Below are 24,744 nucleotides of genomic sequence, written 5' to 3' on the forward strand. Positions count from 1 at the left end.
CTTTGCCGTGGCAGCGATGACGTGACCTCAAAACAATAACGCGCTACGCTTCCCGGGCAAGAACAAGGGAAGCGCCAATCGTGTACGACTTCATTATCGTGGGCGGCGGCTCGGCGGGGTCCGTGCTGGCCCACCGGCTCTCGGCGAGGAGCGCCAACAAGGTCCTGCTCTGCGAGGCGGGACAGGACACACCGCCCGGAGACGAGCCGGCCGAGATCAGGGACAGCTATCCGGGGACGGCCTATTTCGATCCGCGCTTCCACTGGACCGAGCTCAAGGTCACGACCCAGATCGTCAGCCACAACAATCCGAACGAAGGACGTCCGCCCTTACGCAAATACGAGCAGGCACGCGTGCTTGGCGGCGGCTCCTCGATCAACGGCCAGATGGCCAACCGCGGCGCGCCGACCGACTACGACGAATGGGACGCGCGCGGCGCTGCGGGGTGGAGCTGGAACGATGTGCTGCCCTTCTTCAAGAAGGTCGAGCGCGACCTCGATTTCGACGGTCCCTACCACGGCAAGGACGGCCGGATCCCGGTCCGCCGAATCCCCAGGGAGCACTGGACGCGGCATTCGCAGGCGTTCGCGCAAGCCTTCCAGCAGGCCGGACATCAGTTCCTGCCCGACCAGAATGGCGAATTCGTCGACGGGTTTTTCCCGGTGACGCACTCGAACCAGGCCGAGCAACGCGTCTCGGCTGCCATGGGCTATCTCGATCGCGACACGCGCAAGCGCGCCAACCTCACGATCTCCACCAACACGCAAGTCAGGGAATTGCTGTTCGAAGGCACGCAATGCGTCGGCGTGAAGGCTGTGGTCGACGGGCGGGAGCAGGAATTCCGCGCCCGCGAGATCATTCTCTCCAGCGGCGCCATCCATTCGCCGGCGCATCTGTTGCGCGCTGGCATCGGTCCGGTCGGTCACCTCAAGGACATGGGCGTTCCCGTGCTGATGGGGCTGCAGGGCGTCGGCCAGCGCCTGATGGATCATCCCTCGATCTCGCTGTCGTCCTTTGTCCGCCGCGGCGCGCGGATGAACGAGCACACCAGGCGCCACATGCAGCTTGGCTTGCGTTACTCGTCCGGGCTCCAAGGCGTACCGAAAGGCGATATGTTCGTCGTCCTGCTCAGCAAATCGGCCTGGCACGCCGTCGGTGAGCAGATCGGATCGCTGCTGACATTCGTCAACAAGACCTATTCCGAGACCGGACAGGTCAAGCTTGCCTCGCGCGATCCGGTCGTCGAGCCGATCGTCGAGTTCAACCTGTTGTCCGACCGGCGCGACCTCGATCGGCTGATGAGCGGTTTCCGCAAGATGGCGGCCGTGCAGATGAGCGACGTTGTCAGGGCCGTGACGGACAAGCCGTTCCCGGCCTCCTATACCGACCGCGTGCGCAAGATCGGCGTGGTCAACACCAAAAACAGGATTCTCACCAGGATCGCCGCGGCCCTGATGGACGGACCGGCAGTGCTGCGCCACTACATGATCGACAATTTCGTGGTCGAGGGCTTCACCTTCGACGACGTCATCAACGACGACGAGGCGCTGGAAGCCTTCGTGCGCAAGGCGACCATCGGCGTGTGGCACGCCTCCTGCTCGTGCCGCATGGGCCGGGTTGACGATCCGATGGCGGTGGTCGATCCAGAGGGGCGCGTCAAAGGCGTGCAGGGCCTGCGCGTCGTCGATGCCTCGATCTTCCCGGTGGTGCCGTGCGCCAACACCAATTTTCCGGTCCTGATGTCGGCGGAGAAGATCGCAGCCGCGATCATGCAGTGAGCTGGCATGGCTTTTCGCGCCGGCGACTGCCTTGTCGATGCTGACCCTCCAGGACCGCTAGTCGGACCGCAATAGCTGAAATGGTGGGCGAGAAGGGTTCCGCGGCCGACGGTCTGGCGGACATGCGCCCGGGAGGCGGAACTTGGAACCCGGCTTGGGCGTTCTTTGCCAGATTTCGTCTTACGGCTGAGACAGGGCCGCTGATCGCGCGTCCCATCTCGGGGCCGGAGCGCATTTTCGGCGACGGAGCTTCACGGGGGTTCAATGATCAATTCATCGAGCCGGGCGCAAACCAGCGAGCCCGGAGAGTTGCCCAGGATTTCGACCGGCAGTGACGGTCTCGACGATATCCTCTACGGCGGGCTCGATCCCAATCGCATGTACCTCTACGAGGGCCGGCCCGGCTCGGGCAAGACCACAATGGCGCTGCAATTCCTTCTCGAGGGCGCCCGCTGCGGTGAACGCGTGCTCTATATCTCCTTGTCGGAAACCAAGCGTGAGTTGACGCTGGTTGCACAGCGGCACGGCTGGTCGCTGCAAGGCGTCGACATCTTCGAACTGGTGCCGCCGGAGACGACGCTCGATCCGGAGCGCGAGCTTACCGTCTTCCACCCCGCCGAAATGGAGCTGAGCGAAACCACGGGCCTGATATTCAAGGAGGTCGAACGGATCAATCCCGCGCGCGTGGTGCTGGACAGCCTGTCAGAGCTGCGCCTCCTTGCGCAGAATCCGCTGAGGTACCGGCGCCAGGTTCTGGCCCTGAAGCACTTTTTCACCAACCGCAATTGCACGGTCATTCTCCTCGACGATCTCTCGTCCTCCCAGGACGATCTGCAGCTCCATTCCATCGCGCATGGCGTGGTGATGCTCGAACAGCTCGCCATTGATTATGGCGCAGAGCGCCGGCGGCTTCGGGTGATCAAGATGCGCGGCATTCGATTTCGCGGCGGCTTCCACGATTTCACGATCGAAGCGGGAGGGGTGCGGATATTCCCCCGCCTGGTGGCAGCGGAACATCACACCTCGTTTATTGGTGAGTTGACGCCCAGCGGCAATGCGCAACTCGATCAACTCCTTGGAGGAGGGCTCGAGCGCGGCACCAGTGCGCTGCTCTTGGGCGCCGCCGGTGTCGGCAAGTCTTCTCTCGCGCTGACCTATGCGATCGCAGCGGCAGATCGCGGTGAGCATGCGGTGTTCTTTGCCTTCGATGAAGGTCGCGGTACGGTGGAGGCCCGGGCTCGAACGCTGGGCCTGCCCCTTGAAAGCCATCTGCAATCGGGACTCATCCGATTTAAGCAAATCGATCCCGCCGAGATGTCGCCCGGCGAATTCGCCGCCAATGTGCGCAACAGCGTCGAAAAGGATAACGCCCGAATTGTTATCATCGACAGTCTGAACGGCTACCTCAACGCAATGCCGGATGAGCGATTTCTCATCCTCCAGATGCACGAGCTGCTGAGCTATCTCGGGCAGAAAGGCGTGCTGACCGTCCTGATCCTCGCTCAGCATGGGCTGGTCGGTCCGATGGAGACGGCTCTCGATATCAGCTATTTGAGCGATGCCGTGCTCATGCTGCGCTATTTCGAAGTCGGCGGAGCGGTGCGGCGGGCCCTCTCGGTCGTGAAGAAGCGCAGCGGCAATCATGAAAATTCCATCCGCGAGTTTCGTCTTGGCAGTGCCGGCATCACGGTAGGTCCTCCGCTGAGCGGGTTCAGCGGCATCTTTTCCGGGAATCCACGTTACTCGGGCACGGAGATGCCGGAAGGGCTGTCGGAATGAGCGCCGACCGCGATCATTGCGTCCTCGTGTTTGCTCCGATCGGCCGCGATGGACCGGCATCGGTCGAGCTTTTCCGTAATTCGAATCTCCTGGCAATCAATTGTCGTGGTCTGCCTGAACTGGTCAGCGAGATGTCGGCGGGCGTGGGCGCGGTGCTTCTCGCCGAGGAGGGCCTGTTCGGAAAGGATACCCAGCCGCTGGCACATTGGATCGAGCGGCAGCCGCCCTGGTCCGACCTGCCCTTTGTCATTCTCACCAGCCACCGCGAGCAGCCGGCGGTGGTTGCCTGGCGCCGCAGCATCGTCGAGACGCTCCGCAACGTGTCGCTGCTCGAGCGCCCGGTTCAGCCGATCACGCTGACGAGCGCAATTCAATCCGCAATGCGGGCCCGCCGGCGGCAATATGAAATTCGAACCTTGCTGCAGGCGCGCGAGCGGACGGCCCAGGAGCTCGAGAAGCTCGTGGTCGAGCGCACCCGTGCCCTCGAGGAGGCCAACAAGCATCTGCGGGCCGAAATGGAAGAGCGCGCCCGCGTCGAGGAGACCCTCCGTCAGGCCCAGAAGATCGAAGCCATCGGACAATTGACCGGCGGAGTAGCTCACGACTTCAATAATCTGCTGATGGTGATCTCCGGCGGATTGGACATGCTCGACCGGCAGACAGATCCTGATCGGCGGCGTCGTCTGTTGGAAGGAATGGTTCAGGCGGCGCAGCGTGGTGCGGGCCTGACCAGGCAGCTTCTGGCTTTTTCACGGCGGCAGAAGCTCCGGCCCGAGGCCGTCGACATCCCAGCGCAGATCGGCGGCATGCGCGAATTGCTCGATCGGAGCCTGAGAGGCGACGTTCACGTCGAGTTCGATTTTCCAGAGGGGCTTTGGCCGGTTGAGGTCGATCCGGGGGAGCTCGAACTGGTCATTCTCAATCTGGCGGTCAACGCCCGCGATGCGATGCCGAACGGTGGCACGATCGTTGTCCGCGGCGAGAACTTGGCCGGCCTGGCCGAGGACGAGATCGCGGGCGATTACGTTCGCCTGTCCGTGGTCGACAGGGGCGTTGGAATGAGCCCCGAGATCCTGGCGCGGGTCTTCGAACCGTTCTTCACGACCAAGGACGTCGGTAAAGGCTCAGGCCTGGGGCTTGCTCAGGTCCACGGATTTGCGACGCAGTCACGCGGAATGGTTCGAATAAAATCGATCGTCGACGAGGGCACCAGCATTGAGCTCTATTTGCCGCGATCCAGGAATGTCCCCTCGGGTGAACGGCATCTCATCGACCTGAACAGGGCGCGTCCCAAGAGGGCTAATCATGGCCGGGTTCTTCTCGTCGAAGACGACGACGAGGTCGCCGCGCTGGTCAGCGAGATGCTTGCGCAGCTCGGTTACCAGGTCACGCGCGCGGCCAGTGCCGCGGCGGCTCTCGGTGCCCTAGCGGACGGCCGCTCCGTCGATCTGGTGTTTTCCGATATCATGATGCCGGGCGGCATGAACGGTGTCGAACTCGCGTCCGAGATCAAGAGAAGGCGAAGCGACATCCCGGTCCTGCTGACGAGCGGATACGCCGAAGCCGCGGTTCACGACGCCGAAATGGCCGGCATCCGGATCCTGTCGAAGCCCTACCACATCGACGAGCTCGCCGCAGCGCTCAGCGCTGCAAAGTTGGACTTTGCGACAACCGCAGGATCTGCCTTAGCGAAGACTCGGGGCTGACCATTCGCGCGACAATCAACGGCGGGGCTAAGGCTTGCGGGCGCCCCTCCGCAATTGTGCGCTCGGCCATCGTGCCGCGGCGTACAACAATGCGACGCACGAATGCAACGCGGTCGCCTCTCGGTTGCGAAGACACGCATTCGTTCTCTGCGAGTTAGACATTTCCGCCGCTACGCTTGGGCTGTGATGATTGCCAAAATCGGCCCGCAAATGCAGCCACTTTCAGTCGCTATTTGAGACCATTTCAGCCAAACTGTTATTGGTTTCTTTGCAGGGGCAGGGACCTTCAGCTAGGAGCCCTGCAATGTTCAAGTCGGTTCTTTCCGCGTGTCTCGTCGTTGCCTTTAGTTTCGTCGCTTCTGAAGCACGGCCCTATCGCATTCATCAAGCAGCCGAATGCAACGTCACGATGCCCTGCGACTTCTCGTATTCGCAAACGCGCCGTGAGAGGACTTCCAGGTCGTTCCTAACTCCCAGGTCCTCACTCCAATCCTATCGCGCGACGCAACTGACAGCGGCCGACGCAGGCGGCGCCGCGACGGCGAGCCTCTCGGGCGGTCGCATCGTCGGTAGTCGTCCCGCAGGTTGCCCTTCCTCCTTCTGCGGCTGCGGGGCTGCTCTGCGCGTGTTCGGCCGTATCGTGCCGGAATTGAATCTTGCGTCGAACTGGCTGCGCTTCCCGCGGACATCACCCGCACCGGGAATGGTCGCAGCCCGACACGGACATGTGTTCGTCCTCGAGCAACACCTAAGCGGGGATACCTGGCTGGCTTACGACGCCAACTCGGGCGGACACGCGACGCGAATGCATGCGCGTTCATTGCGTGGCTACACGATCGTCAACCCGCGCGGCGGTTCGGTCGCTTGAGACGCCGGGCGACAGGTGCGTCACGAGACCTGGTGCGCCATCGCGCGAAACACCTTGTCAACCCCGCACTGAAGTAATATTCGTATTTACAGAAGTTCGGATAAGGCGTAGTTTGCGCGCATCCCAGCCTGCTACAAGGGCGTTTCGCGATCGTCACGAGACGTGGGCCGGGAGGCGGTGGCCGCGACTGCGTCGACGCGCTGGGCAGGCTGCAGGGCGGGTTTTCCCGTGAGCAGCTGCACACGCGGTACGACACGGCGCTGACAGCCTCCTCGTTCGGTCTCGATGGCGAGCGCACGCCAGGCATCGAGGACAGGGGCGGGGAGGTGCGCGGACGGCAAAATCGTGTGGTCCTGACGCCCGGGGTCTGTGCGTCAAGTCTTGTGGTGATGCTCTGCCCAACCGGGTCAGCACATCAGCCATCCGCAAGGCGACGGGGGCAATAGTGCATCGCTCCCCGGGGAGAGCGCGTCATAAGCCGTAAAACCATTCGCGCAGGGAAGGCCGGTTGCCGGCGTCACCTGTCGTCCACCCCGTGCGCGTCTTGCTCGCACACGGGACTACGGGTGCCAGCCGGCGCCCGGCCTTCCCTGCGCCCTTTCTTTCGAGAGGGTGCTAAGACTAGAGCAAAGCTCGGGCAAAATGAGCCGCGAGAATGCGAAAGTGTGCCTGCAAGCCGGGAACGGGAATTGGGTGATCGCGACGGGACGATAGAGCTACGCGCTCTCCGTCTCCCGGTGCACGTCGTGCACCACGAGGCCCATGCCTTCGTCGGGCATCTTGATCCAGTCGCGGCGCTTGAGGGTGCGCTTGGTGTCTTCGTAGCCGGAGGTCCAGTGCTCGCGCATCGAGGTGCCCGAGAATTCGTGGTCCTTGGCGTCGCCCTCATAGGCCTTCTGCTGGTAGATCAGATGCAGGATCGCGATCTCAGGCATGTGGCGCAGGCTCGACTTGAGTTTGCGCTCCTCCTCGGAGAGCTGCTCGTCGGGCAGCTTGGCCAAGGCCTTGTAGAGCAGGACCTTGAGGTTGTGGGTGCGGCGGTAGACGTCGGTGTTGTGGCGGGTGCGCGAGGAATACATGATGTCCTTGTGGCGGGCCATCACGTCCTGGATCGAGCGCGGCAGCACGCCGCGTGCGCTGAACAGGTCGACCTGGAACACCAGCGAATTGAGCGCGTCTTCCTGGTCGAGCAGGTGCTGAAGCGGCGTGTTGGAGACGATGCCGCCGTCCCAGAAATGATCGGTGCCGATCCGCACCATCGGCAGTGCCGGCGGCAGGGCGCCGGAAGCCATGATGTGCTCCGGCTCGATCTCGTCGTGGGAATTGTCGAAATAGATGAAATTGCCGGAGAGCACGTTCACGGCGCCCACCGCGAAGCGAACCTTCTTCTCGTTGATGAGGTCGAAGTCGACGAGCTCGAGCAGGCTCTCTTTCAGCGGCATCGTGTCGTAATAGCTGGTGGCGGTCCGGGCGCCGACCGGGCTCAGCCAGGGATTGACCTGATGCGGGCTGAAGAAGCCCGGTTGGCCCATCGCCGACGTCATCCACGCGCTGGTGAGATTGCGCCACTGGCGGAAGATGTCTCCGTCAGGCGTGTAGTGCCAGATCTTGCGGTTGGTGATGCGCTCCCAGAAGATGCGCAGCGCCTCGAGCCGCTTCTCCGGCTTGTTGCCCGCGATGATGGCGGAGTTGATCGCGCCGATCGAGACGCCACAGACCCAGTCGGGCTCGATGCCGGCCTCGTGCAGCGCCTGGTAGACGCCGGCCTGGTACGCGCCGAGCGCGCCGCCACCTTGCAGCACCAGCGCAACGCGGTCGCAGCGCTCGGGCCGCCAGCCTCGTGCGGGAGGCTGATGCGTCTGATGAGCCGGTTGCGACGTTCGGGCGTCCATGGTGTGCCTCCTGGCAAGCATGGAGATCATGCTTCAATGACAGAGGCCAAACGATTGCGTCGGGCGGTGACGGCGTGATGACATTCTGGCGCCGATGCATCGCTTGCATGCACCATGACCGCCTTGGGAATGGCTGCGGTCGTGCGGCTGACGGAAATCCTTCACATCGAAGTCAATGACGGCGGCTAGCAATCTGCATCGCCGCCTGACGCTGCCGGGCGGGCATCACGTGAGCGCCACTAGAGGAGACCAGCGATGCGCAGGGAAGAGCTGCTGAGACTTCCGTCCATGCCGGCGGCCGGGCCGAGCTATCCGGCCGGGCCCTATCGCTTTGTTGACCGCGAATTCCTCGTCATCACCTACGAGACCGATCCGAACCTGATCCGCGCCGGCTTGCCGGAGCCGCTGGAGCCGATTGACCAGCCGGTCGTGCACTACGAATGGATCAGAATGCCGGACTCCTCCGGCTTCGGCAGCTACACCGAGTCCGGCCTCGTCATCCCCGCGCGCTTGCACGGCGAGGAGGTCAACTTCGTCTCGCAGATGTATCTGGACGATGATCCGCCGATCGCCGCCGGCCGCGAGATATGGGGCTTTCCCAAGAAATACGCTCATCCCAAACTCGAGATCGTCAAAGACACGCTGACGGGCACGCTGGAATATGCCGGCCAACTCGTCGCCATGGGCACGATGGGCTACAAGCACGAGAGCATGGCCGGCAACGGCGATCTGACCCGGGCGACGCTGTCGAAAACGCAGATCAATCTGAAGATGATCCCCGGCGTCGACGGCCGCCTCGAGATCTGCCAACTGGTCGCGATCAACCTCATCGACATCGTGCCGAAGGGCTCCTGGATGGGGCCCGGCCGGCTGCATCTGGTGCCGCATGTCAATGCGCCCGTCGCCGATTTCCCGGTCCGCCGCTGCCTCGGCGCGCATCATTACATCGCCGACCTGACGCTGCCGTTCGGCCGCGTCGTGCACGACTACATCAGGGAAGCCGAGTTGGCCACTACCGGGCTGGCCGCCGAGTAGGGCGTCATCATCAAACTGTAACAATGCCGTAATTGAGTACCCGCGAAGGTCCGGAAGATGCCGTCAGCCATCTTCCGGAGCGGGGCATTCGTTGACGGTGGGAGTTGGTATGGCCGAGCCGGCTAAGCTTGTCAGCGCGATATCGGATTCCGTGCCTTGCATTCCCGGCCTGGTGTGGGCATTCCGCCTCCACAGCGACGGCGGCGCCGAGGCGCTGCCGATCGACCAGCCGATCGAGTTCAGTCATGACGGCCGGCTCTGGCTGCATTTCAACCTCACGGACACGCGCGCACGGCCGTGGATCGCCGCGTCACAGCTGCCGCCGCTCGCGCGCGAGCTCTTGCTGTCCAACGACACCTTCCAGCAGCTTCACGTCATCGACCACTGCGTCTACGGCGTGTTCTCCGACCTCGTGCGCGACATCGGCAGCGCGACGGAGGAGACCGCGTTCCTGCGCTTCGCCATGACCGAGCGGCTCCTGATCAGCGGCCGCCATCAGGCGCTGTGCTCGGCGGATGCGACACGCCGGGTGCTCGAAGGCGGCTACCGCGTCGACAACGTCGCCCATCTCCTCGAAAAGATCGTCGATGAGGTCGCCGACACGCTTGATAGGATGGCCGATAAGCTCGGTCAGGAGATCGACGAGATCGAGGAGCGGATTCTGGCCGACGAGGCCAAGCCGGAGATGCGCCGCAATCTTGGCCGGCTGCGCCGGACCTGCGTCAGGCTGCATCGCCAGCTCACCGGCCTGCGTACGCTGTTCCATCGCCTCGACCAGAAGAACACCGACCACCTTTCGCCGGACCTGCGTATCCAGGCCGGCAAGCTGGCGCAGCGGCTGGACGGCCTCGACCACGACATCGTGGAGCTGCGCGAACGCAGCCGCCTGCTCGAGGAGGAGCTGCGCTTCAAGAACGAGGAGCAAAGCAACAACCACCTCCACACGCTCTCGATCGTGACCTCGCTGCTGCTTCCGCCGACGCTGATCACCGGCATTTTCGGCATGAACACCAAGGGCCTGCCTCTGACCGAGGTCGAGAGTGGATTTTTCTGGGCGGCTCTCCTGATGGCCTCGTCAGTCGGCGCGGCCTATCTCTTCATGCGGCGTACCGGTATCTTCAAGTAAAGCACGCCGGTCGGTATCAGCCGTGATCGGGACCGCACATCTATTTCCGCTGCGAAATGCGGCCGCGATTGTGCTGGCCTGGACGATCGCGAGCACCAGCGCGCTGGCCGGCGCCAAGGACGAGAACGCGGCGGAGTGGCTAGCTCCAAAATGGTTCAACGAGTGGCATGACGGCCTCGCCAACAAGGGCCTGAATTTCGGCGCCGCCTACATCGCCGACAACATTGGCAATTTGTCCGGCGGCGTTAGGCGCGGCGCTATCCATTTCGGCCGGCTCGATCTTTCGGTCGATGCCGATCTCGACAAGCTGGTCGGCTGGAGCGGCGGCCGCTTCTACGCCAACGCGTTCGTGATCTACGGGCGAGGCCTCAGTCGCAACTGCATCATGAATCTCGCGACCATCAGCGAGATCGAGGCGTTGCCGGACCAGCGGCTCTACAATGCCTATTTCGAGCAGAGCTTCTTCAACGACCGCTTGAACATCAGGGCCGGCCAGCAGGCCGCCGATGTCGAGTTTTTCGACAGCCAGACCGACGATCTCTTCATCAACGGCACCTTCGGCTGGCCCGCGATCAAGGCCTCGAACCTCCCGGCCGGCGGCCCGGCGCCGCCGATCGCGGTCCCCGGCATTCGCATCAAGGCCGCGCTGTCGGACCAGGTCACCCTGTTCGGCGCAGTGTTCAATGGCGATCCGTCAGGCCCGGGCAATCAGGATCCGCAGCTGCGCGACCATCATGGTCTTGCCTTCCGCGTCAACGACCCGCCTTGGGTGATCGGGCAGGTCCGCTTCAACTACGACCTCGATATCGGCGGCCGTTCGCTCGCCGGCAATTTTACGCCGGGCGCCTGGAAGCATTATGGCTCGTTCGACAGTCAGCGCTTCGCCACGGATGGGCGGTCGATCGCCGATCCCGACGGCAGCGGCATTCCGGCAAAGCTTCGCGGCAATTACGGTATCTTCGCGGTGATCGAGCAGGTGCTGTACCGGCCGCCGGAGGTCAGGGAGAGCACCACTTCGGCCTCGATCCCGGGTGTCACCGCGTTCGGCCGCATCGCCTACAGCCCGCCGGACCGCAACCTGATCGATCTCTATCTCGACGGCGGCATCGGCTTTGTCGGCTTCGTATCCGGTCGTCCGCTCGATCGCGTCGGCGTGGCGGCGGCCTACATGCGCATCTCGAACTCCGCGCGCAACCTCGACGTCGATACCCAATTCTTCACGGGCATCCAGAGCCCAGTGCGCAGCAACGAGACCCTGATCGAGATGATCTATGAGGCGCACATCAAGCCGGGCTGGCTGATCGCGCCGTACTTCCAATATGTGTTCCGTCCCTCGGGCGGCATCCCGAATCCGGACGACCCGAGCGGTGTTGCGCGGATTGGTGACGCCGCGGTCTTCGGCGTCACCACCACGATCAGGTACTAAGCCATCGCGGCTTGCGGCTTTGGCTTCGGTTGTCGCGAGAGCGTCAGCACGATCAGCGAGGCGAACACGCAGAGCGCGCCGGCGATGAAGAAGGCGGGCAGGTAGCTCTGATAGACCGTCCGCGAGAAACCGGCCCCGAAGGCGGCGGTGCCTGCACCGAGCTGGTGGCCGGCAAAGATCCAGCCGAACACCAGATTGGCGCGCTCGGGCCCAAATTTCTGCGCGGTGAGGCGCACCGTGGGCGGTACGGTTGCGATCCAGTCGAGCCCATAGAACATCGCGAAGATCGAGAGCCCATAGAACGAGAAATCGCTGAAGGGGAGGAAGATCAGCGAGAGCCCGCGCAGGCCGTAATACCAGAACAGCAAATAGCGGTTGTCGTAGCGGTCCGACAGCCAGCCCGACATGATGGTGCCGAAGAAGTCGAAGATGCCCATCGCGGCCAGCAAGCCCGCGGCCTGCACCTGCGGGATGCCGAAATCGAGGCACATCGGAATCAGATGCACCTGCACCAGGCCATTGGTGGATGCACCGCAGACGAAGAACGTCGCAAACAGGACCCAGAACGCGCTGCTCTTCGAGGCGTCGCGCAGCGTGCCGAGTGCAACGCCGGTGATCGAGCCATGGCTGACGGGCGGCGCGGGCAGGGGTGTGGTGCCTTCGTCGCCAAACGGGCGCAGGCCCAGATCGCTCGGACGGTCGCGCATCGCGAGCAGGACCGCCAGGGCAGAAACACCGAGCGCGATGCAAACAAAACCGAGCGCAAGCCGCCAGCCGAAACGTTCGGTCAGGCTTGCCAGCAGCGGCAGGAACACGAGCTGACCGGTGGCGACGCTCGCGGTCATGATGCCGACGACGAGGCCGCGCCGCGCCGCGAACCAGCGCGTCGCGATGGTGGCGCCCAGCACCAGCGCAGTCATGCCGGTGCCGATCCCGATCACGACGCCCCACAGCGCGACGAGCTGCCAGACCTCTGTCATGCCGAGCGAGAGCACCAGCGCCGAGACCACGATGAGCTGTGCGGTCAGGGTGACGTTGCGCAGGCCGTAGCGGTTGAGCAGGGCAGCCGCGAACGGCGCCATCAGTCCGAACAGGATGAAGCGGATCGACAGCGCCGAGGAGATCTCCGCCGTGCTCCAGCCGAACTCTTTCTGAAGCGGAACGATGAACACGCCGGGCGCGCCGACCGTGCCGGCGCTGATCAGCGCGGTGAGGAAGGTCACGCCGACCATCACCCAGCCGTAGTGGATATTGCGGCGGCCGAGCGTTGCCGCGAGCCAGTTCGAGATCATTGGGCCTCAATCTTGATGGGCAGGATTTGAAACACCTGCGCGAGTTTGCAGGATGGCACGGGACCCGTCTGTCTGAAATGACGGAGTTCCCTCATTTCCGGACTTTCACGTCAGTGCGTCAGGCGCTCCACCGCGATCGCGGTGGCTTCGCCGCCGCCGATGCAGAGCGCCGCCACGCCGCGCTTGAGGTTTCGCGCCTCGAGCGCATGCAGCAGCGTCACGATCAGCCGTGCGCCGGTGGCGCCGATGGGATGGCCGAGCGCGCAGGCGCCGCCGTTGATGTTGAGCTTGTCGCGGGGAATGCCGAGATCGCGCTGGGCCGCCATCGCCACCACGGCGAAGGCTTCGTTGATCTCGAACAGATCGACATCGCCGGCGCTCCAGCCGATCTTGTCGAGCAGCTTGCGGATCGCCGGGATCGGCGCCGTGGTGAACCATTGCGGCTCCTGGCTGTGGGTGGCGTGGCCCTTGATCTCGGCGAGAGCCGGCAGGCCGCTGCGATCGGCGAGCGAGCGCTTCGTCAGCACCAGCGCGGCGGCGCCGTCGGCGTTGGCGGAGGAGGCCGCCGGCGTGATGGTGCCGTTGGCGCGGAACGCCGGCTTTAGCCCCGGGATCTTTGCGGGATCGACCTTCAGCGGATGCTCGTCATTGGCAACGATGCGGGGACCTGCCTTCTCGCTCAGCGTGATCGGCGCAATCTCGGCCTTGAACGCGCCGCCCTCGACCGCCTTGCGCGCGCGGCCCAATGTTTCCATCGCATAGGCGTCCTGGTCCTTGCGGGTGAACTGATAGGCTTCGGCGGTAGCCTCGCCGAAATCGCCCATGGAGCGGCCGGTCTCGTAGGCGTCTTCGAGGCCGTCCATCATCATGTGGTCGATGATGCGGTCGTGGCCGGCGCGGTAGCCGCCGCGCGCCTTGGCGAGCAGATACGGCGCATTGCTCATGCTTTCCATGCCGCCGGAGACGACGATCTCGGCCGAGCCGGCGCGAATGATGTCGTGCGCCAGCATGGTCGCTTTCATGCCGGAGCCGCAGACCTTGTTGACGGTGGTGGCCCCGGTGGCGTCGGGCAAGCCGGCGGCACGCGCAGCCTGGCGCGCCGGGGCCTGGCCTTGGCCCGCGGGAAGGACGCAGCCCATGAAGACCTCGTCGACCTTCTCCGGCGCAAGCTTGGCACGCTCGAGTGCCGCGCCGATCACGTGCGATCCGAGCTTGTGCGCGGGGAGCGGCGACAGCTCGCCCATGAAGCGGCCGAGCGGGCTACGGACGGCGGAGACGATGACGACGGGATCGGCGGCTTCGGCCATGGTGGAGACTCCCTATGATGTCGGGTATGTAAGATTATGATCATCATATGATGCGGCGCAAAAAATGCAACCGCGTCCGGCATGAGAAATTGTCGTGGCTCAGATGAGATTTGCTCGTTCGATCGGACGAGGTTGTCCCACAACTTGCTGTCATGCCCCGCGCAGGCGGGCGATCCAGTACGCCGAGGCAGTTGTGACTGAACCGATGGCGCGCGGCGTACTGGATGCCCCGCCTTCGCGGGGCATGACATCGTTGCTGATGGCCCTACCGCTTCCGATTCACGAACGCGCCCATCAGTCGCGTCGGCTCGTCCGTCAGGAACGACTCGCCGAACACCTTGACGCTCAAATTCACCGATTCCGTCAGCGGCAGCTCCTCCCATTGTCGCAGTAGTGCTTTCTGCGAGCGCAGCGCCTCGGGGCCGCATTCGAGAAGGGCCTTCACGAGGTGCTCGACCTCGGCATCGAGCCCGCCCTCCGGCGCGACCTTGTCGACCAGTCCCCACGCCAGAGCCGTCGCCGCGTCGATGTTCTCAGCGGTCATCACCAGCCAGCGCGCGCGGGCCCAGCCGATCAGACGCGGCAGCAGCGCGGCATGGATCACTGAGGGAATGCCGACGCGCACCTCCGGCATGCCGAAATGCGCATCATGGGCTGCGATCCGGAAATCGCAGGCGGCAGCGACTTCGAGCCCGCCGCCGAGGCACCAGCCGGGCATGCGCGCGATCATGGGAGCCGGGAAGGCGCGCACGGCCTCGCAGAGGTCGCGCAGGCGGCTGATGAAGGCTTCGGCGGACTTCTGGTCGAGCCTGGCCATCTCCTTGATGTCGGCGCCGCCGATCATGCTCTTCTCGCTCTGGCCGCGCAGCACCGCAACCCGGATGCTGCGGTCGGACGAGAGCTGCTGCAAGCCTTCGCGCACCGCATCGGTGACGGGCGAGCCCAAGATGTTCAGCGAGCCGGCGTTGCAGATCGTGACATGAACCACGCCGCGCGCATCGCGCGTCGCGCCGCAGTGGTGGTTGAGCATTTCCATGAGGGGATCTCTGGGTTTCGTGGACGTGCGAATACGCCGGTCGGATCACACTTCCGGGCCGAAACGCATGCTTGTCAAGCGGGCGGGAGGGAGTTGCCAGCGCGAAGTCCGCAGCATAGTATGATGAAAATCATACAAAGAGGCCGCGATGACCAACGTCGATCAACTCGACCTGTTTTCGCCCGCGCAGCGGCGCGAGCGTGTGGTGGAGTGGCAGGTGCCTGCGCCGGTTGCGAAAGTGGCGATGGGCCTGTCAGGCATGGATGCGATGCTGGGCATCCGCGACGGAAGGCTGCCGCCGCCACCCTTTGCCAAGTTGATCGGCTTCGTCATGGCCGTGGTCGAGCCGGGCCGGATCGTCATGGAACTCGAGCCGCGCGAGGATCTCGAAAACACCATCGGGCTCCTGCACGGAGCCACAGCCGCCGCGCTGATCGACACCGCCATGGGGTGTGCGATCTCGACCCGGCTGGAGCCCGGGCAGGGCTCCGTCACCCTCGATCTAAAAATGACCTTCCTGCGTCCGCTTTCGGTTCGGTCGGGGCTGATCGCCGCCGAAGGCAAGGTGATCAAGCTGGGACGCCAGACCAGCTACGCCGAGGGCTTCGTCCGCGACGGTAAGGGGGCGCTTGCGGTGCACGCAACGGCGACCTTTTCCATGATCGGCAACAATTTTACCGGGAATTAATGCGCCGTCCGACCGATATCCGTGTTATTAGATGACCTCCGACATTCAATGAGATCCGCATGCGCTATTCCCGGGAACACAAGCAGGAAACCCACGACCGCATCGTGAAGAAGGCTTCCGTGCGGCTGCGCGAAAAGGGTGCCCACGGCATCGGTGTCGCCGACCTCATGAAGGAGGCGGGCCTGACCCATGGCGGCTTCTATGCCCATTTCAATTCCCGCGAGGCGCTGGTGATCGAGGCGTTCGACTACGCCATGGATCGCTCGATGGAGCACTGGCGCAAGCAGTCCGATCAGGTCGCGCCGGAGAAGCAGCTCAATCAGATCGTCGAGACCTATCTCTCCACGGTGCATCGCGACAACCCCGGTCACGGCTGCTCGATCCCCGCGCTCGGCGCCGAGATCGCCCGGGAGAGCCCGAAGACGCGAAAGGCCTTTGCCGGCAAGCTCGACGAAATGATCGAGATGATCACGGACTTCATCCCGAATCTGCCGCGCAAGGCTGCGCGCAAGCAGGCGATCGCGACCCTGGCGACCATGGCCGGCACCATGTTGCTGGCGCGCATCGCCGGGTCGAGCGAGCTGTCGGACGAGGTGCTGAAGACTGGCAAGGACAGTGCGCTGGACGGCGCGCGGCGTGAGCCGAAGGCTGCTGCGGTTGCGAAGAAGCCGAAGCAGAGTTAGGCCGAGGTGCCGTTGAATGTGTAGGGTGGGTTAGCCGAAGGCGTAACCCACCCTACGAAGTCCGCCCCGCAAACAACGTCCGCTCGCGCTCCACAATCTCGGAAATATAATCCGCCACCGCGCGGATCCGCGCCAGGTCCTTGCTGTCGGCGTGCATCAGCATCCAAAAGGTGCGGGTGATCGAGACCTCTTCCGCCAGCACCGCAATCAGCTTCGGATAGTCGGCCGCCATGAAGTGCGGCAGCACCGCAATACCGAAACCGGCGAGCGTGGCGTTGAGTTGCGCGATCAGATTGGCGCTACGCAAGCGTGCGGAGATCTTGGTCGACACCTGCGGCAGATAGTCGAGCTCGGGCGTGAACAACAGCTCCTCGATATAGCCGACGAAGCGATGCTGCGGCAGGACCTCGCGCGAGGTGATTTTCGGGAAGCGGTCGAGATAGGCGGGCGCGGCATAGAGTCCGAGGCGGTAGTCGAGCAGCTTGCGGCCGACGATGCGGCCTTCCTTCGGCATGGTCAGGCTGATGGCGATATCGGCCTCGCGCTTGGAGAGGCTGAACAGCCGTGCGGTCGCGACCAGCTGCAAATCGAGGTCGGGATACCGGTCGGCGAACTGAGCGAGCCGCGGCGCCAGGAAGGCGGTCCCGAAGCCGTCGGGGGCGCCGATCCGCACCGTGCCGGTCAGCCGCGCCACCGAGCCACCGACCTGCTCCTGGTTGGCGACGATGGTCGATTCCATGGCTTCCGCGCTGTCGGCGACGCGCTGGCCCGACTCTGTCAGCAAGTAGCCGGTCTTGCGCCGGTCAAACAGCTTGGCCGAGAGGTGCTTTTCTAGCCGGTCCACGCGGCGGATCACGGTAGCATGGTCCACGCCGAGCTGCTTTGCCGCAGCCGAAACCGAGCCGCCCCGCACGATGGCCAGCACGAAGCGGAAGTCATCCCAGTCGATAGCGCCTTGATCCAGCATTTTCGCACATCTATGGTGCATTATCTCAGACTTGAATCCTATAAAATGCAGGTCGATAGGATTTGTCAAAGCGTTCAAGCTCGCCTTAAGGAGACCGTTCCATGCGTTCAGTCGGACATTTCATTGGTGGCAAGGAGGTCAAGGGCACCTCGGGCCGCACCGCCGACGTTTTCGAGCCGATGACCGGTGACGTCCAGGCCAAGGTGGCGCTGGCGTCCAAGGCCGAGGTCCGCGCCGCCGTGGAAAACGCCCGCGCTGCTCAGCCGGAATGGGCTGCGACCAACCCGCAGCGCCGCGCCCGCGTCATGATGAAGTTCGTTGAGCTGGTGCAGCGCGACTACGACAAACTGGCCGAACTGCTCGCCCGCGAGCATGGCAAGACCGTTCCTGACGCCAAGGGCGACATCCAGCGCGGCCTCGAAGTGGCGGAATTCGCCTGCGGCATCCCGCATCTGATGAAGGGCGAATACACCGAAGGCGCCGGCCCCGGCATCGACATCTACTCGATGCGCCAGGCGCTCGGTGTCGTCGCCGGCATCACGCCATTCAATTTTCCGGCGATGATCCCGATGTGGAAGTTCGCGCCTGCGATTGCCTGCGGCAACGCCTTCATCCTGAAGCCGTCGGAGCGCGATCCCGGCGTGCCGATGATGCTCGCGGAACTGATGATCGAGGCGGGCCTGCCGGCCGGCATCCTCAATGTCGTCAACGGCGACAAGGAAGCGGTCGACGCCATCCTCGACGATCCCGATATCAAGGCCGTCGGCTTCGTCGGCTCCACGCCGATCGCGCAATACATCTACGAACGCGCCGCCCAGACCGGGAAGCGCTGCCAGTGTTTTGGCGGGGCCAAGAACCACGCCATCATCATGCCCGACGCCGACATGGACCAGGCGGTCGACGCACTGATCGGCGCCGGTTACGGTTCGGCCGGCGAACGCTGCATGGCCGTGTCCGTCGCGGTCCCCGTCGGCAAGTCCACTGCCGACCGCTTGATGGAAAAGCTGGTCCCGCGCGTCGAGTCGCTCAAGATCGGCACCTCGATCGATCCTTCCGCCGATTACGGTCCGCTGGTGACGCGCGAGGCGGTCGAGAAGGTCAAGGGCTATATCGACATCGGCATCAAGGAAGGCGCGACGCTCGCGGTCGACGGCCGCGGCTTCAAGATGCAGGGCTACGAGAATGGCTTCTATCTCGGCGGTTCGCTGTTCGACAACGTCACCAAGGACATGCGGATCTACAAGGAAGAGATTTTTGGCCCCGTGCTCTCCGTCGTGCGCGCGCATGACTACAAGGAAGCGCTGGCGCTGCCGTCGGAGCATGATTACGGCAACGGCGTTGCGATCTTCACCCGCGACGGCGATGCCGCGCGCGACTTCGCGGCCAAGGTCAATGTCGGCATGGTCGGCATCAACGTGCCGATCCCGGTGCCGATCGCCTATTACACCTTCGGCGGCTGGAAGAAGTCCGGCTTCGGCGATCTCAACCAGCACGGTCCGGATTCGGTCCGCTTCTACACCAAGACCAAGACGGTGACCTCGCGCTGGCCGTCCGGTGTCAAGGAAGGCGCGGAGTTCTCGATCCCGCTGATGAAGTAAGGCTGTAGCCCAGCCCGTCATTGCGAGCGTAGCGAAGCAATCCAGACTTTCTCCTCGGACACATTGGATTGCTTCGTCGCTTCGCTCCTCGCAATGACGAGAACAGTGAGCAGCCCATCATGCAGTTCGCTCTGAACGAGGATCAGATCGCGGTTCGCGACATGGCATTGGCGTTTGCGGCGGAAAAGATCGCGCCGTTCGCGCTGCGCTGGGACGAGGAGAAGCATTTTCCCGTCGAAGTGATGCGCGAGGCAGCAGCGCTTGGCATGGGCGGCATCTATATCCGCGACGATGTCGGCGGCTCCGCGATGTCGCGGTTCGAGGCGGCGCTGATCTTCGAGGCGCTGGCGACGGGCTGTCCGACCACCTCGGCCTTCATCTCCATCCATAACATGGCGTCCTGGATGATCGATGCCTACGGCAGCGACACCCAGCGCCACAAATGGTTGCCCAAGCTCTGCACCATGGAGCTGATCGCGAGCTACTGCCTGACCGAGCCGGGCGCCGGCTCGGACGCGGCAGCGCTCCGCACCCGTGCCGTGCGCGACGGCGATCATTACGTCCTCAACGGCCAGAAACAGTTCATCTCCGGCGCTGGCGGCACCGATCTGCTGGTCGCGATGGTGCGCACCGGCGGCGATGGCCCCGGCGGCATCTCGACGCTGGTGATCGACGGCAAGACGCCGGGCGTCTCGTTCGGCGCCAACGAGCGCAAGATGGGCTGGAACGCGCAGCCGACCCGCGCCGTGATCTTCGAGAACGCCCGCGTGCCGGTCGCCAATCGCTTGAGCGAGGAGGGTGTCGGCTTCAAGATCGCGATGGCCGGCCTCGACGGCGGCCGTCTGAACATCACGGCCTGCTCGCTCGGCGGCGCGCAGACCGCGCTGGACAAGGCGCGCGCCTACATGAAAGAGCGCAAAGCGTTCGGCAAGCGTCTCGACGAATTCCAGGCGCTGCAATTCAAGCTCGCCGACATGGCGATCGAACTCGAGGCCGCACGCACGTTCCTGTGGCGTGCCGCCGCCGCGCTGGATCGCAAGGACCCCGACGCCACCATGCTCTGCGCGATGGCCAAACGCTTCGGCACCGATGTCGGCTTTGAGGTCGCCAACCAGGCGCTCCAGCTTCATGGCGGATACGGCTATCTCAGCGAATACGGCATCGAGAAGATCGTGCGCGATTTGCGCGTGCACCAGATCCTCGAAGGCACCAATGAAATCATGCGGCTGATCGTGGCGCGCAAATTGATCGAGGGCGCACGATGAGTGGAGTGGAGGAGGGCGATCTGGTCGCACGGGTCGAGGGCTCGGCCGGCATTGTCAGGCTCAACCGCCCCAAGGCGATCAACGCCGTGACGCTGGAGATGTTTCGCGACATCGATAAGGCGCTCGACCGTTTTGAGGCCGATCCAGCCGTTGCCGTGATCGTGCTGGAAGGTGCCGGCGAGCGCGGCCTGTGTGCCGGCGGCGACATTCGCGCGCTCTGGGAGAGCTCGAAGGTCGACGGCGATCTCGGCAAGATTCTGTGGCGAGAAGAGTACATCCTCAACGCCCGGATCAAGAAATTCCCGAAACCCTATGTCGCCTTCATGGACGGCATTGTGATGGGCGGCGGCGTCGGACTCTCGGCGCATGCGAGCCATCGCATCGTCACCGACCGCACCAGGCTTGCGATGCCCGAGGTCGGGCTCGGTTTCTTTCCCGACGTCGGCGGCACCTGGCTGTTGTCACGCTCGCCGGGCGAGATCGGCACTTATTTTGGCCTGACCGGCCAGACCATGAACGGCCCCGATGCGATCCACGCCAGGTTTGCCGATGCGGAGGTACCGGCGGCCAAATGGCCCGAGTTGCGCGACGCGCTGACCAAGGTTCGCCAGGGCGTCACCGCGGCCGATGTCAGCAAGCTCATCAACGGTTTTGCGACGGGGGAGACCGCGGGGCCGGTCGCCGCAAAGGAGCCGGCGATCGACGCACTGTTCGGCTTCGACCGCATGGAAGACATTTTTGCCGCGCTGAAGCGCGACGGTTCCGAGTTCGCGCTGGCGACATTGAAGAGGCTCAACGAAAAATCGCCGCGCGGCATGGTGGTGACGCTCAAGCTGCTGCGGCTCGGGCGCACCGCGTCGAGCCTGGAAGAATGCCTGGTGCGCGAATATCGCGCTGCGCTGGAAGTTTTCCGCAGCGACGACTTTCGCGAAGGCGTGCGCGCCGCCGTGATCGACAAGGATCGCAATCCGACCTGGTCGCCGCCCCGCATCGAGGATGTCACTCCGGACCTGCTTGCGCCGTATCTCGCCGAGATTGGCGCCGACGAATTGAAGTTCAACTAACCAACGAAACGTTCAGCGGAGGAAACCAAGATGGCCACGATCGCATTCATCGGTCTCGGCAACATGGGCGGGCCCATGGCCGCCAATCTGGTCAAGGCCGGCCACAAGGTCGTCGCTTTCGACCTCGCCGAGGCCTCCCGGAACCAGGCCAAGGCCGACGGTGCCGGCATCGCCGACAGCGCGGCGGGCGCCGTGAAGGGCGCCGATGTGGTCGTCACCATGCTGCCGGCCGGCAAGCATGTGCTCGGCGTGTGGGGCGAGGTCGTGCCCGCCATGACCAAGGGCACGCTGATCATCGACTCCTCCACTATCGACGTCGAGAGCGCGCGCCAGGCGCATGCGCTGGCGGCCAAGTACGGGGTGCTTTCGGTCGACGCGCCGGTCTCCGGCGGCACCGGCGGCGCCAAGGGTGCGACGCTCACCTTCATGTGCGGCGGCGAGGACAACGCGTTTGCAGCGGCAAAGCCCGTGCTGGAGAACATGGGCAAGAAGATCGTGCATTGCGGCGGGGCCGGCGCAGGCCAGGCGGCAAAAATCTGCAACAACATGATCCTTGGCATTTCCATGATCGCCGTGAGCGAGGCGTTCGCGCTGGCCGAGAAGGTCGGGCTCTCGCACCAGGCGCTGTTCGATGTGGCCTCGACCTCGTCGGGCCAGTGCTGGTCGCTGACGACCTATTGCCCGGTGCCCGGTCCAGTGCCGACCTCGCCCGCCAACAACGGCTACAAGCCGGGCTTTGCCTCGGCGCTGATGGTGAAGGATCTGACGCTGGCGCAGGACGCGGCGAAGGCCGCGGGCGCCGCAACCCCGCTCGGCAAGCATGCGCAGGAGATCTATCAGTCATTCGACGCAGCCGGCCACGGCGGGGTGGATTTTTCCGGAATTATCGAGCACGTTAGGAGTCTAGCCGGGAAAGCTTGATGACGACATTTCAGGAAGCGCGCGCGCTTCTGCTTCACAACCGCACGGACTATGAGACAGCGGTCAAGGACTTCCGCTGGCCTGATCCGGTCCCCTTCAACTGGGCACTCGACTGGTTCGACGCCGAGCTGGCGGCGAATGCGGACAGCAAGGATCGTCCTGCGCTTTGGATCGTCGATGCCGCGCAGGACCGGCAGACCAAGCTCTCGTTCGGGGCGTTGTCACGCCGCTCCAACCAGGTCGCGAATTTCCTCCGAGCACAGGGCTTGAAGCGCGGCGATCATCTCCTGCTGCTGCTCGGCAATGTCGTTCCGCTGTGGGAGACGATGCTAGCCGCGATCAAGCTCGGCGTCGTCGTGATTCCCGCGACGACCCTGCTCACCGCCGACGAGCTGCGCGACCGGCTCGATCGCGGCAAGGCGAAGGCGGTGGTGGCAGCGCAGGACCAGGTTGCGAAGTTCGCAAGCCTTGGCGCCGACGAAATCGTCCGCATCGTCGTGGGCGAGGCCTCCGATGGCTGGCTTTCCTATGATGAGGCGGCAAAGGCGTCGGAGAGCTTTGCAGCCGACGGCCCGACCAACGCTGACGACCCGATGCTGCTCTATTTCACCTCGGGCACCACCGCAAAGCCAAAACTGGTGCGGCACAGCCAGCGCAGTTATCCCGTCGGCCATCTCTCGACCATGTACTGGATCGGACTGAAGCCCGGCGACGTCCATCTCAACATCTCCTCGCCCGGCTGGGCCAAGCACGCCTGGAGCTGTTTCTTTGCGCCTTGGAATGCGGGCGCGACCGTGTTCGTGGTCAACCAGCCGCGCTTCGACGCCAAGGGGCTGCTTGCCACCATCGGCCGCTGCGGCGTCACCACGCTGTGCGCGCCGCCGACGGTGTGGCGGCTGTTCATCCAGGAGAACCTTGCGTCGTTCAAGGTGGCCTTGCGCGAGGTCTGCGGCGCCGGCGAGCCGCTCAATCCTGAGGTGATCGACCAGGTGCAGGCCGCCTGGGGCCTCACCATTCGCGACGGTTATGGCCAGACCGAAACGACGGCGCTCGCCGGCAACTCGCCGGGGCAAAAGATCAAGATCGGCTCGATGGGCCGGCCGCTGCCGGGCTATCGCGTGCGGGTCAGCGACGCCGATGGTCATCCGGCCAAGGAGGGCGAGGTGGCTCTGGTGCTCGGCGAAAACCGTCCCGCCGGCCTGATGCAGGGCTATCAGGGCGACAACGGCGGGCTGTCCGGCGCCGAAGGCGAGCTCTATCGCAGCGGCGACGTCGTGTTCGAGGACGATGACGGCTATCTCACTTTCGTCGGCCGGTCCGACGACGTGTTCAAATCCTCCGACTATCGCATCAGCCCGTTCGAACTTGAGAGCGTGTTGCTCGAGCACGAGCTCGTCGCGGAAGCCGCAGTCGTGCCGAGCCCGGATCCGATCCGGCTCGCGATTCCCAAGGCCTTTGTGCTGCTGACATCCGGCGCGGAGCGCTCGCCGGAAACCGCGCTCTCCATCTTCAAGCATCTGCACACGCGCCTGGCGCCGTTCAAGCGCATCCGCCGCCTCGAGATCGTCACGGAGCTGCCGAAGACGATCTCGGGTAAGATCCGCCGCGTCCAGCTCAGACGTCTCGAGCGTGACGACGATCGCAACGATCCCCTGCGCGGCCGGGAATTCCGCGAAGAGGATTTTCCGGAGCTGCCGAAAACACGGAGTGAGACCTAAGTGAACGAAGTCTGGAAGAAGCCGCCGATTACGCTTCAGGCCTACCAAGCCATGGTCGGCAAGGAGATCGGCGTGTCGTCATGGCACCTGGTCGATCAGCCACGCATCGACACCTATGCCGACGTGATCGAGGATCATCAGTTCATTCACGTCGACCCGGAGCGTGCGAAGAAGGAGACGGCGTTCGGCACCACCATTGCGCACGGTTTCCTGACGATGTCGCTGCTGTCGATCATGTCCTACGAGGTGATGCCCGTCATCGCGGGCACCACGATGGGCGTCAACTACGGTTTCGACAAGCTGCGTTTCATCTCGCCGGTGCGTTCAGGAAAACGCGTTCGCGGCCGTTTCGTGTTGGCGGAAGCCAAGCTGCGCAAGCCGAATGAATTGCAGTCGCGCACCAACGTCACCGTGGAGATCGAAGACGAGGACAAGCCCGCGCTTGTCGCGGAGTGGCTGGGATTGATCTATTTCGCCTGACGCCGCCTGTCGTTGCCAGGCTTGACCCGGCAAGCCATGGCTGCTCAAAAGCTGTTCAAATCGCTCGCGAAGCCTTCTCACCCTCTCCCCCTGCGGGAGAGGGTGGCTTCGCGGA

General features: G+C 64.1%; 20 protein-coding genes. 15 read left to right on the forward strand and 5 right to left on the reverse strand.

The annotated features are described in order from the left end of the window. Positions 1 to 80: 80 nt before the first annotated feature. The 4 genes from ABIB91_RS13115 to ABIB91_RS13130 all read left to right on the forward strand — a co-directional run bounded on the left by ABIB91_RS13115 (position 81) and on the right by ABIB91_RS13130 (position 6,131). Complete coding sequence (locus tag ABIB91_RS13115) at positions 81 to 1,778, forward strand: GMC family oxidoreductase (protein ID WP_354161405.1); 1,698 nt, start codon at positions 81 to 83, stop codon at positions 1,776 to 1,778. 264 nt (positions 1,779 to 2,042) lie between these two features. Further along, positions 2,043 to 3,557, forward strand: a complete 1,515-nt coding sequence (locus tag ABIB91_RS13120) for an ATPase domain-containing protein (RefSeq protein WP_035992861.1) — start codon at positions 2,043 to 2,045, stop codon at positions 3,555 to 3,557. Then, a complete protein-coding gene (locus tag ABIB91_RS13125; RefSeq protein WP_354161408.1) occupies positions 3,554 to 5,263 on the forward strand; it encodes a response regulator in 1,710 nt (569 codons plus the stop codon). Before ABIB91_RS13120 ends, ABIB91_RS13125 begins: the two co-directional genes overlap by 4 nt. 304 nt (positions 5,264 to 5,567) lie before the next feature. Beyond that, positions 5,568 to 6,131 carry a hypothetical protein gene (locus ABIB91_RS13130; protein WP_007592281.1) on the forward strand — a complete coding sequence of 188 codons (564 nt, stop codon included), beginning with the start codon at positions 5,568 to 5,570 and terminating at the stop codon, positions 6,129 to 6,131. A gap of 716 nt (positions 6,132 to 6,847) precedes the next feature. On the opposite strand, the gene ABIB91_RS13135 is transcribed toward ABIB91_RS13130, so the two are convergent. Beyond that, positions 6,848 to 8,023 (reverse strand): patatin-like phospholipase family protein, encoded by a 1,176-nt coding sequence (locus ABIB91_RS13135; RefSeq protein WP_354161411.1) that lies wholly within the window; start codon positions 8,021 to 8,023, stop codon positions 6,848 to 6,850. A gap of 255 nt (positions 8,024 to 8,278) precedes the next feature. Here ABIB91_RS13135 and ABIB91_RS13140 point away from each other — a divergent pair, with 255 nt between their 5' ends. From ABIB91_RS13140 to ABIB91_RS13150, 3 genes are all read left to right on the forward strand, one after another. Then, positions 8,279 to 9,058 (forward strand): acetoacetate decarboxylase, encoded by a 780-nt coding sequence (locus tag ABIB91_RS13140; protein ID WP_354161414.1) that lies wholly within the window; start codon positions 8,279 to 8,281, stop codon positions 9,056 to 9,058. A gap of 109 nt (positions 9,059 to 9,167) precedes the next feature. After that, a complete protein-coding gene (locus tag ABIB91_RS13145; RefSeq protein ID WP_354161417.1) occupies positions 9,168 to 10,184 on the forward strand; it encodes a transporter in 1,017 nt (338 codons plus the stop codon). Between the two features lie 22 nt (positions 10,185 to 10,206). Continuing rightward, positions 10,207 to 11,610: a carbohydrate porin gene (locus tag ABIB91_RS13150; protein WP_354161420.1), complete on the forward strand. Its 1,404-nt coding sequence runs from the start codon at positions 10,207 to 10,209 to the stop codon at positions 11,608 to 11,610. Here the strand turns inward: ABIB91_RS13150 and ABIB91_RS13155 are convergent. The 3 genes from ABIB91_RS13155 to ABIB91_RS13165 form a co-directional block, all read right to left on the reverse strand. Further along, on the reverse strand, positions 11,607 to 12,902 hold the full coding sequence (locus ABIB91_RS13155) for an MFS transporter (RefSeq protein WP_354161423.1): 1,296 nt from the start codon (positions 12,900 to 12,902) through the stop codon (positions 11,607 to 11,609). The genes ABIB91_RS13150 and ABIB91_RS13155 overlap by 4 nt on opposite strands. Before the next feature lie 110 nt (positions 12,903 to 13,012). Continuing rightward, on the reverse strand, positions 13,013 to 14,209 hold the full coding sequence (locus ABIB91_RS13160; RefSeq protein WP_354127912.1) for an acetyl-CoA C-acyltransferase: 1,197 nt from the start codon (positions 14,207 to 14,209) through the stop codon (positions 13,013 to 13,015). A gap of 265 nt (positions 14,210 to 14,474) precedes the next feature. Next, positions 14,475 to 15,245, reverse strand: coding sequence for an enoyl-CoA hydratase (locus tag ABIB91_RS13165; protein ID WP_354161426.1), 771 nt, complete (start codon positions 15,243 to 15,245; stop codon positions 14,475 to 14,477). A gap of 148 nt (positions 15,246 to 15,393) precedes the next feature. On the opposite strand from ABIB91_RS13165, the gene ABIB91_RS13170 reads away from it, so the two are divergent. Both ABIB91_RS13170 and ABIB91_RS13175 read left to right on the forward strand, forming a co-directional pair. Then, positions 15,394 to 15,933 carry a PaaI family thioesterase gene (locus ABIB91_RS13170; RefSeq protein WP_354161429.1) on the forward strand — a complete coding sequence of 180 codons (540 nt, stop codon included), beginning with the start codon at positions 15,394 to 15,396 and terminating at the stop codon, positions 15,931 to 15,933. 59 nt (positions 15,934 to 15,992) lie between these two features. Next, positions 15,993 to 16,616 (forward strand): TetR/AcrR family transcriptional regulator, encoded by a 624-nt coding sequence (locus ABIB91_RS13175; protein ID WP_354161432.1) that lies wholly within the window; start codon positions 15,993 to 15,995, stop codon positions 16,614 to 16,616. Between the two features lie 52 nt (positions 16,617 to 16,668). On the opposite strand, the gene ABIB91_RS13180 is transcribed toward ABIB91_RS13175, so the two are convergent. Beyond that, on the reverse strand, positions 16,669 to 17,583 hold the full coding sequence (locus ABIB91_RS13180; protein WP_354161435.1) for a LysR family transcriptional regulator: 915 nt from the start codon (positions 17,581 to 17,583) through the stop codon (positions 16,669 to 16,671). 101 nt (positions 17,584 to 17,684) lie between these two features. Between ABIB91_RS13180 and ABIB91_RS13185 the strand changes: the two genes are divergently transcribed. From ABIB91_RS13185 to ABIB91_RS13210, 6 genes are all read left to right on the forward strand, one after another. After that, positions 17,685 to 19,181 (forward strand): CoA-acylating methylmalonate-semialdehyde dehydrogenase, encoded by a 1,497-nt coding sequence (locus tag ABIB91_RS13185; RefSeq protein WP_007592262.1) that lies wholly within the window; start codon positions 17,685 to 17,687, stop codon positions 19,179 to 19,181. Positions 19,182 to 19,300: 119 nt separating this feature from the next. Further along, positions 19,301 to 20,446, forward strand: coding sequence for an isobutyryl-CoA dehydrogenase (locus ABIB91_RS13190; protein WP_354161440.1), 1,146 nt, complete (start codon positions 19,301 to 19,303; stop codon positions 20,444 to 20,446). Then, positions 20,443 to 21,510, forward strand: a complete 1,068-nt coding sequence (locus ABIB91_RS13195; RefSeq protein ID WP_219683316.1) for an enoyl-CoA hydratase/isomerase family protein — start codon at positions 20,443 to 20,445, stop codon at positions 21,508 to 21,510. The genes ABIB91_RS13190 and ABIB91_RS13195 overlap by 4 nt, the downstream gene beginning before the upstream one ends. Positions 21,511 to 21,540: 30 nt before the next feature. After that, the gene (gene mmsB / locus ABIB91_RS13200; protein ID WP_354161444.1) at positions 21,541 to 22,431 is read left to right on the forward strand and encodes a 3-hydroxyisobutyrate dehydrogenase; all 891 of its coding nucleotides are present in this window, start codon (positions 21,541 to 21,543) and stop codon (positions 22,429 to 22,431) included. Next, positions 22,431 to 24,149, forward strand: coding sequence for an AMP-binding protein (locus ABIB91_RS13205; RefSeq protein WP_354161447.1), 1,719 nt, complete (start codon positions 22,431 to 22,433; stop codon positions 24,147 to 24,149). The genes mmsB and ABIB91_RS13205 overlap by 1 nt, the downstream gene beginning before the upstream one ends. After that, positions 24,150 to 24,629 (forward strand): MaoC family dehydratase, encoded by a 480-nt coding sequence (locus ABIB91_RS13210; RefSeq protein ID WP_219683313.1) that lies wholly within the window; start codon positions 24,150 to 24,152, stop codon positions 24,627 to 24,629. The last annotated feature ends 115 nt before the right edge of the window (positions 24,630 to 24,744 follow it).

Origin of the sequence: Bradyrhizobium sp. JR4.3 (genome assembly GCF_040547695.1) — a bacterium.
GTDB lineage: Bacteria > Pseudomonadota > Alphaproteobacteria > Rhizobiales > Xanthobacteraceae > Bradyrhizobium > Bradyrhizobium canariense.

Excerpts from the sequence above, each read along its gene's own strand:
- mmsB (WP_354161444.1), top strand. The coding sequence starts at position 21,541 with ATGGCCACGATCGCATTCATCGGTCTCGGCAACATGGGCGGGCCCATG.
- ABIB91_RS13160 (WP_354127912.1), bottom strand. The coding sequence starts at position 14,209 with ATGGCCGAAGCCGCCGATCCCGTCGTCATCGTCTCCGCCGTCCGTAGC.
- ABIB91_RS13120 (WP_035992861.1), top strand. The coding sequence starts at position 2,043 with ATGATCAATTCATCGAGCCGGGCGCAAACCAGCGAGCCCGGAGAGTTG.
- ABIB91_RS13185 (WP_007592262.1), top strand. The coding sequence starts at position 17,685 with ATGCGTTCAGTCGGACATTTCATTGGTGGCAAGGAGGTCAAGGGCACC.
- ABIB91_RS13135 (WP_354161411.1), bottom strand. The coding sequence starts at position 8,023 with ATGGACGCCCGAACGTCGCAACCGGCTCATCAGACGCATCAGCCTCCC.
- ABIB91_RS13175 (WP_354161432.1), top strand. The coding sequence starts at position 15,993 with ATGCGCTATTCCCGGGAACACAAGCAGGAAACCCACGACCGCATCGTG.
- ABIB91_RS13140 (WP_354161414.1), top strand. The coding sequence starts at position 8,279 with ATGCGCAGGGAAGAGCTGCTGAGACTTCCGTCCATGCCGGCGGCCGGG.
- ABIB91_RS13170 (WP_354161429.1), top strand. The coding sequence starts at position 15,394 with ATGACCAACGTCGATCAACTCGACCTGTTTTCGCCCGCGCAGCGGCGC.
- ABIB91_RS13130 (WP_007592281.1), top strand. The coding sequence starts at position 5,568 with ATGTTCAAGTCGGTTCTTTCCGCGTGTCTCGTCGTTGCCTTTAGTTTC.
- ABIB91_RS13205 (WP_354161447.1), top strand. The coding sequence starts at position 22,431 with ATGACGACATTTCAGGAAGCGCGCGCGCTTCTGCTTCACAACCGCACG.
- ABIB91_RS13190 (WP_354161440.1), top strand. The coding sequence starts at position 19,301 with ATGCAGTTCGCTCTGAACGAGGATCAGATCGCGGTTCGCGACATGGCA.
- ABIB91_RS13155 (WP_354161423.1), bottom strand. The coding sequence starts at position 12,902 with ATGATCTCGAACTGGCTCGCGGCAACGCTCGGCCGCCGCAATATCCAC.
- ABIB91_RS13145 (WP_354161417.1), top strand. The coding sequence starts at position 9,168 with ATGGCCGAGCCGGCTAAGCTTGTCAGCGCGATATCGGATTCCGTGCCT.
- ABIB91_RS13165 (WP_354161426.1), bottom strand. The coding sequence starts at position 15,245 with ATGGAAATGCTCAACCACCACTGCGGCGCGACGCGCGATGCGCGCGGC.
- ABIB91_RS13195 (WP_219683316.1), top strand. The coding sequence starts at position 20,443 with ATGAGTGGAGTGGAGGAGGGCGATCTGGTCGCACGGGTCGAGGGCTCG.
- ABIB91_RS13125 (WP_354161408.1), top strand. The coding sequence starts at position 3,554 with ATGAGCGCCGACCGCGATCATTGCGTCCTCGTGTTTGCTCCGATCGGC.
- ABIB91_RS13180 (WP_354161435.1), bottom strand. The coding sequence starts at position 17,583 with ATGCTGGATCAAGGCGCTATCGACTGGGATGACTTCCGCTTCGTGCTG.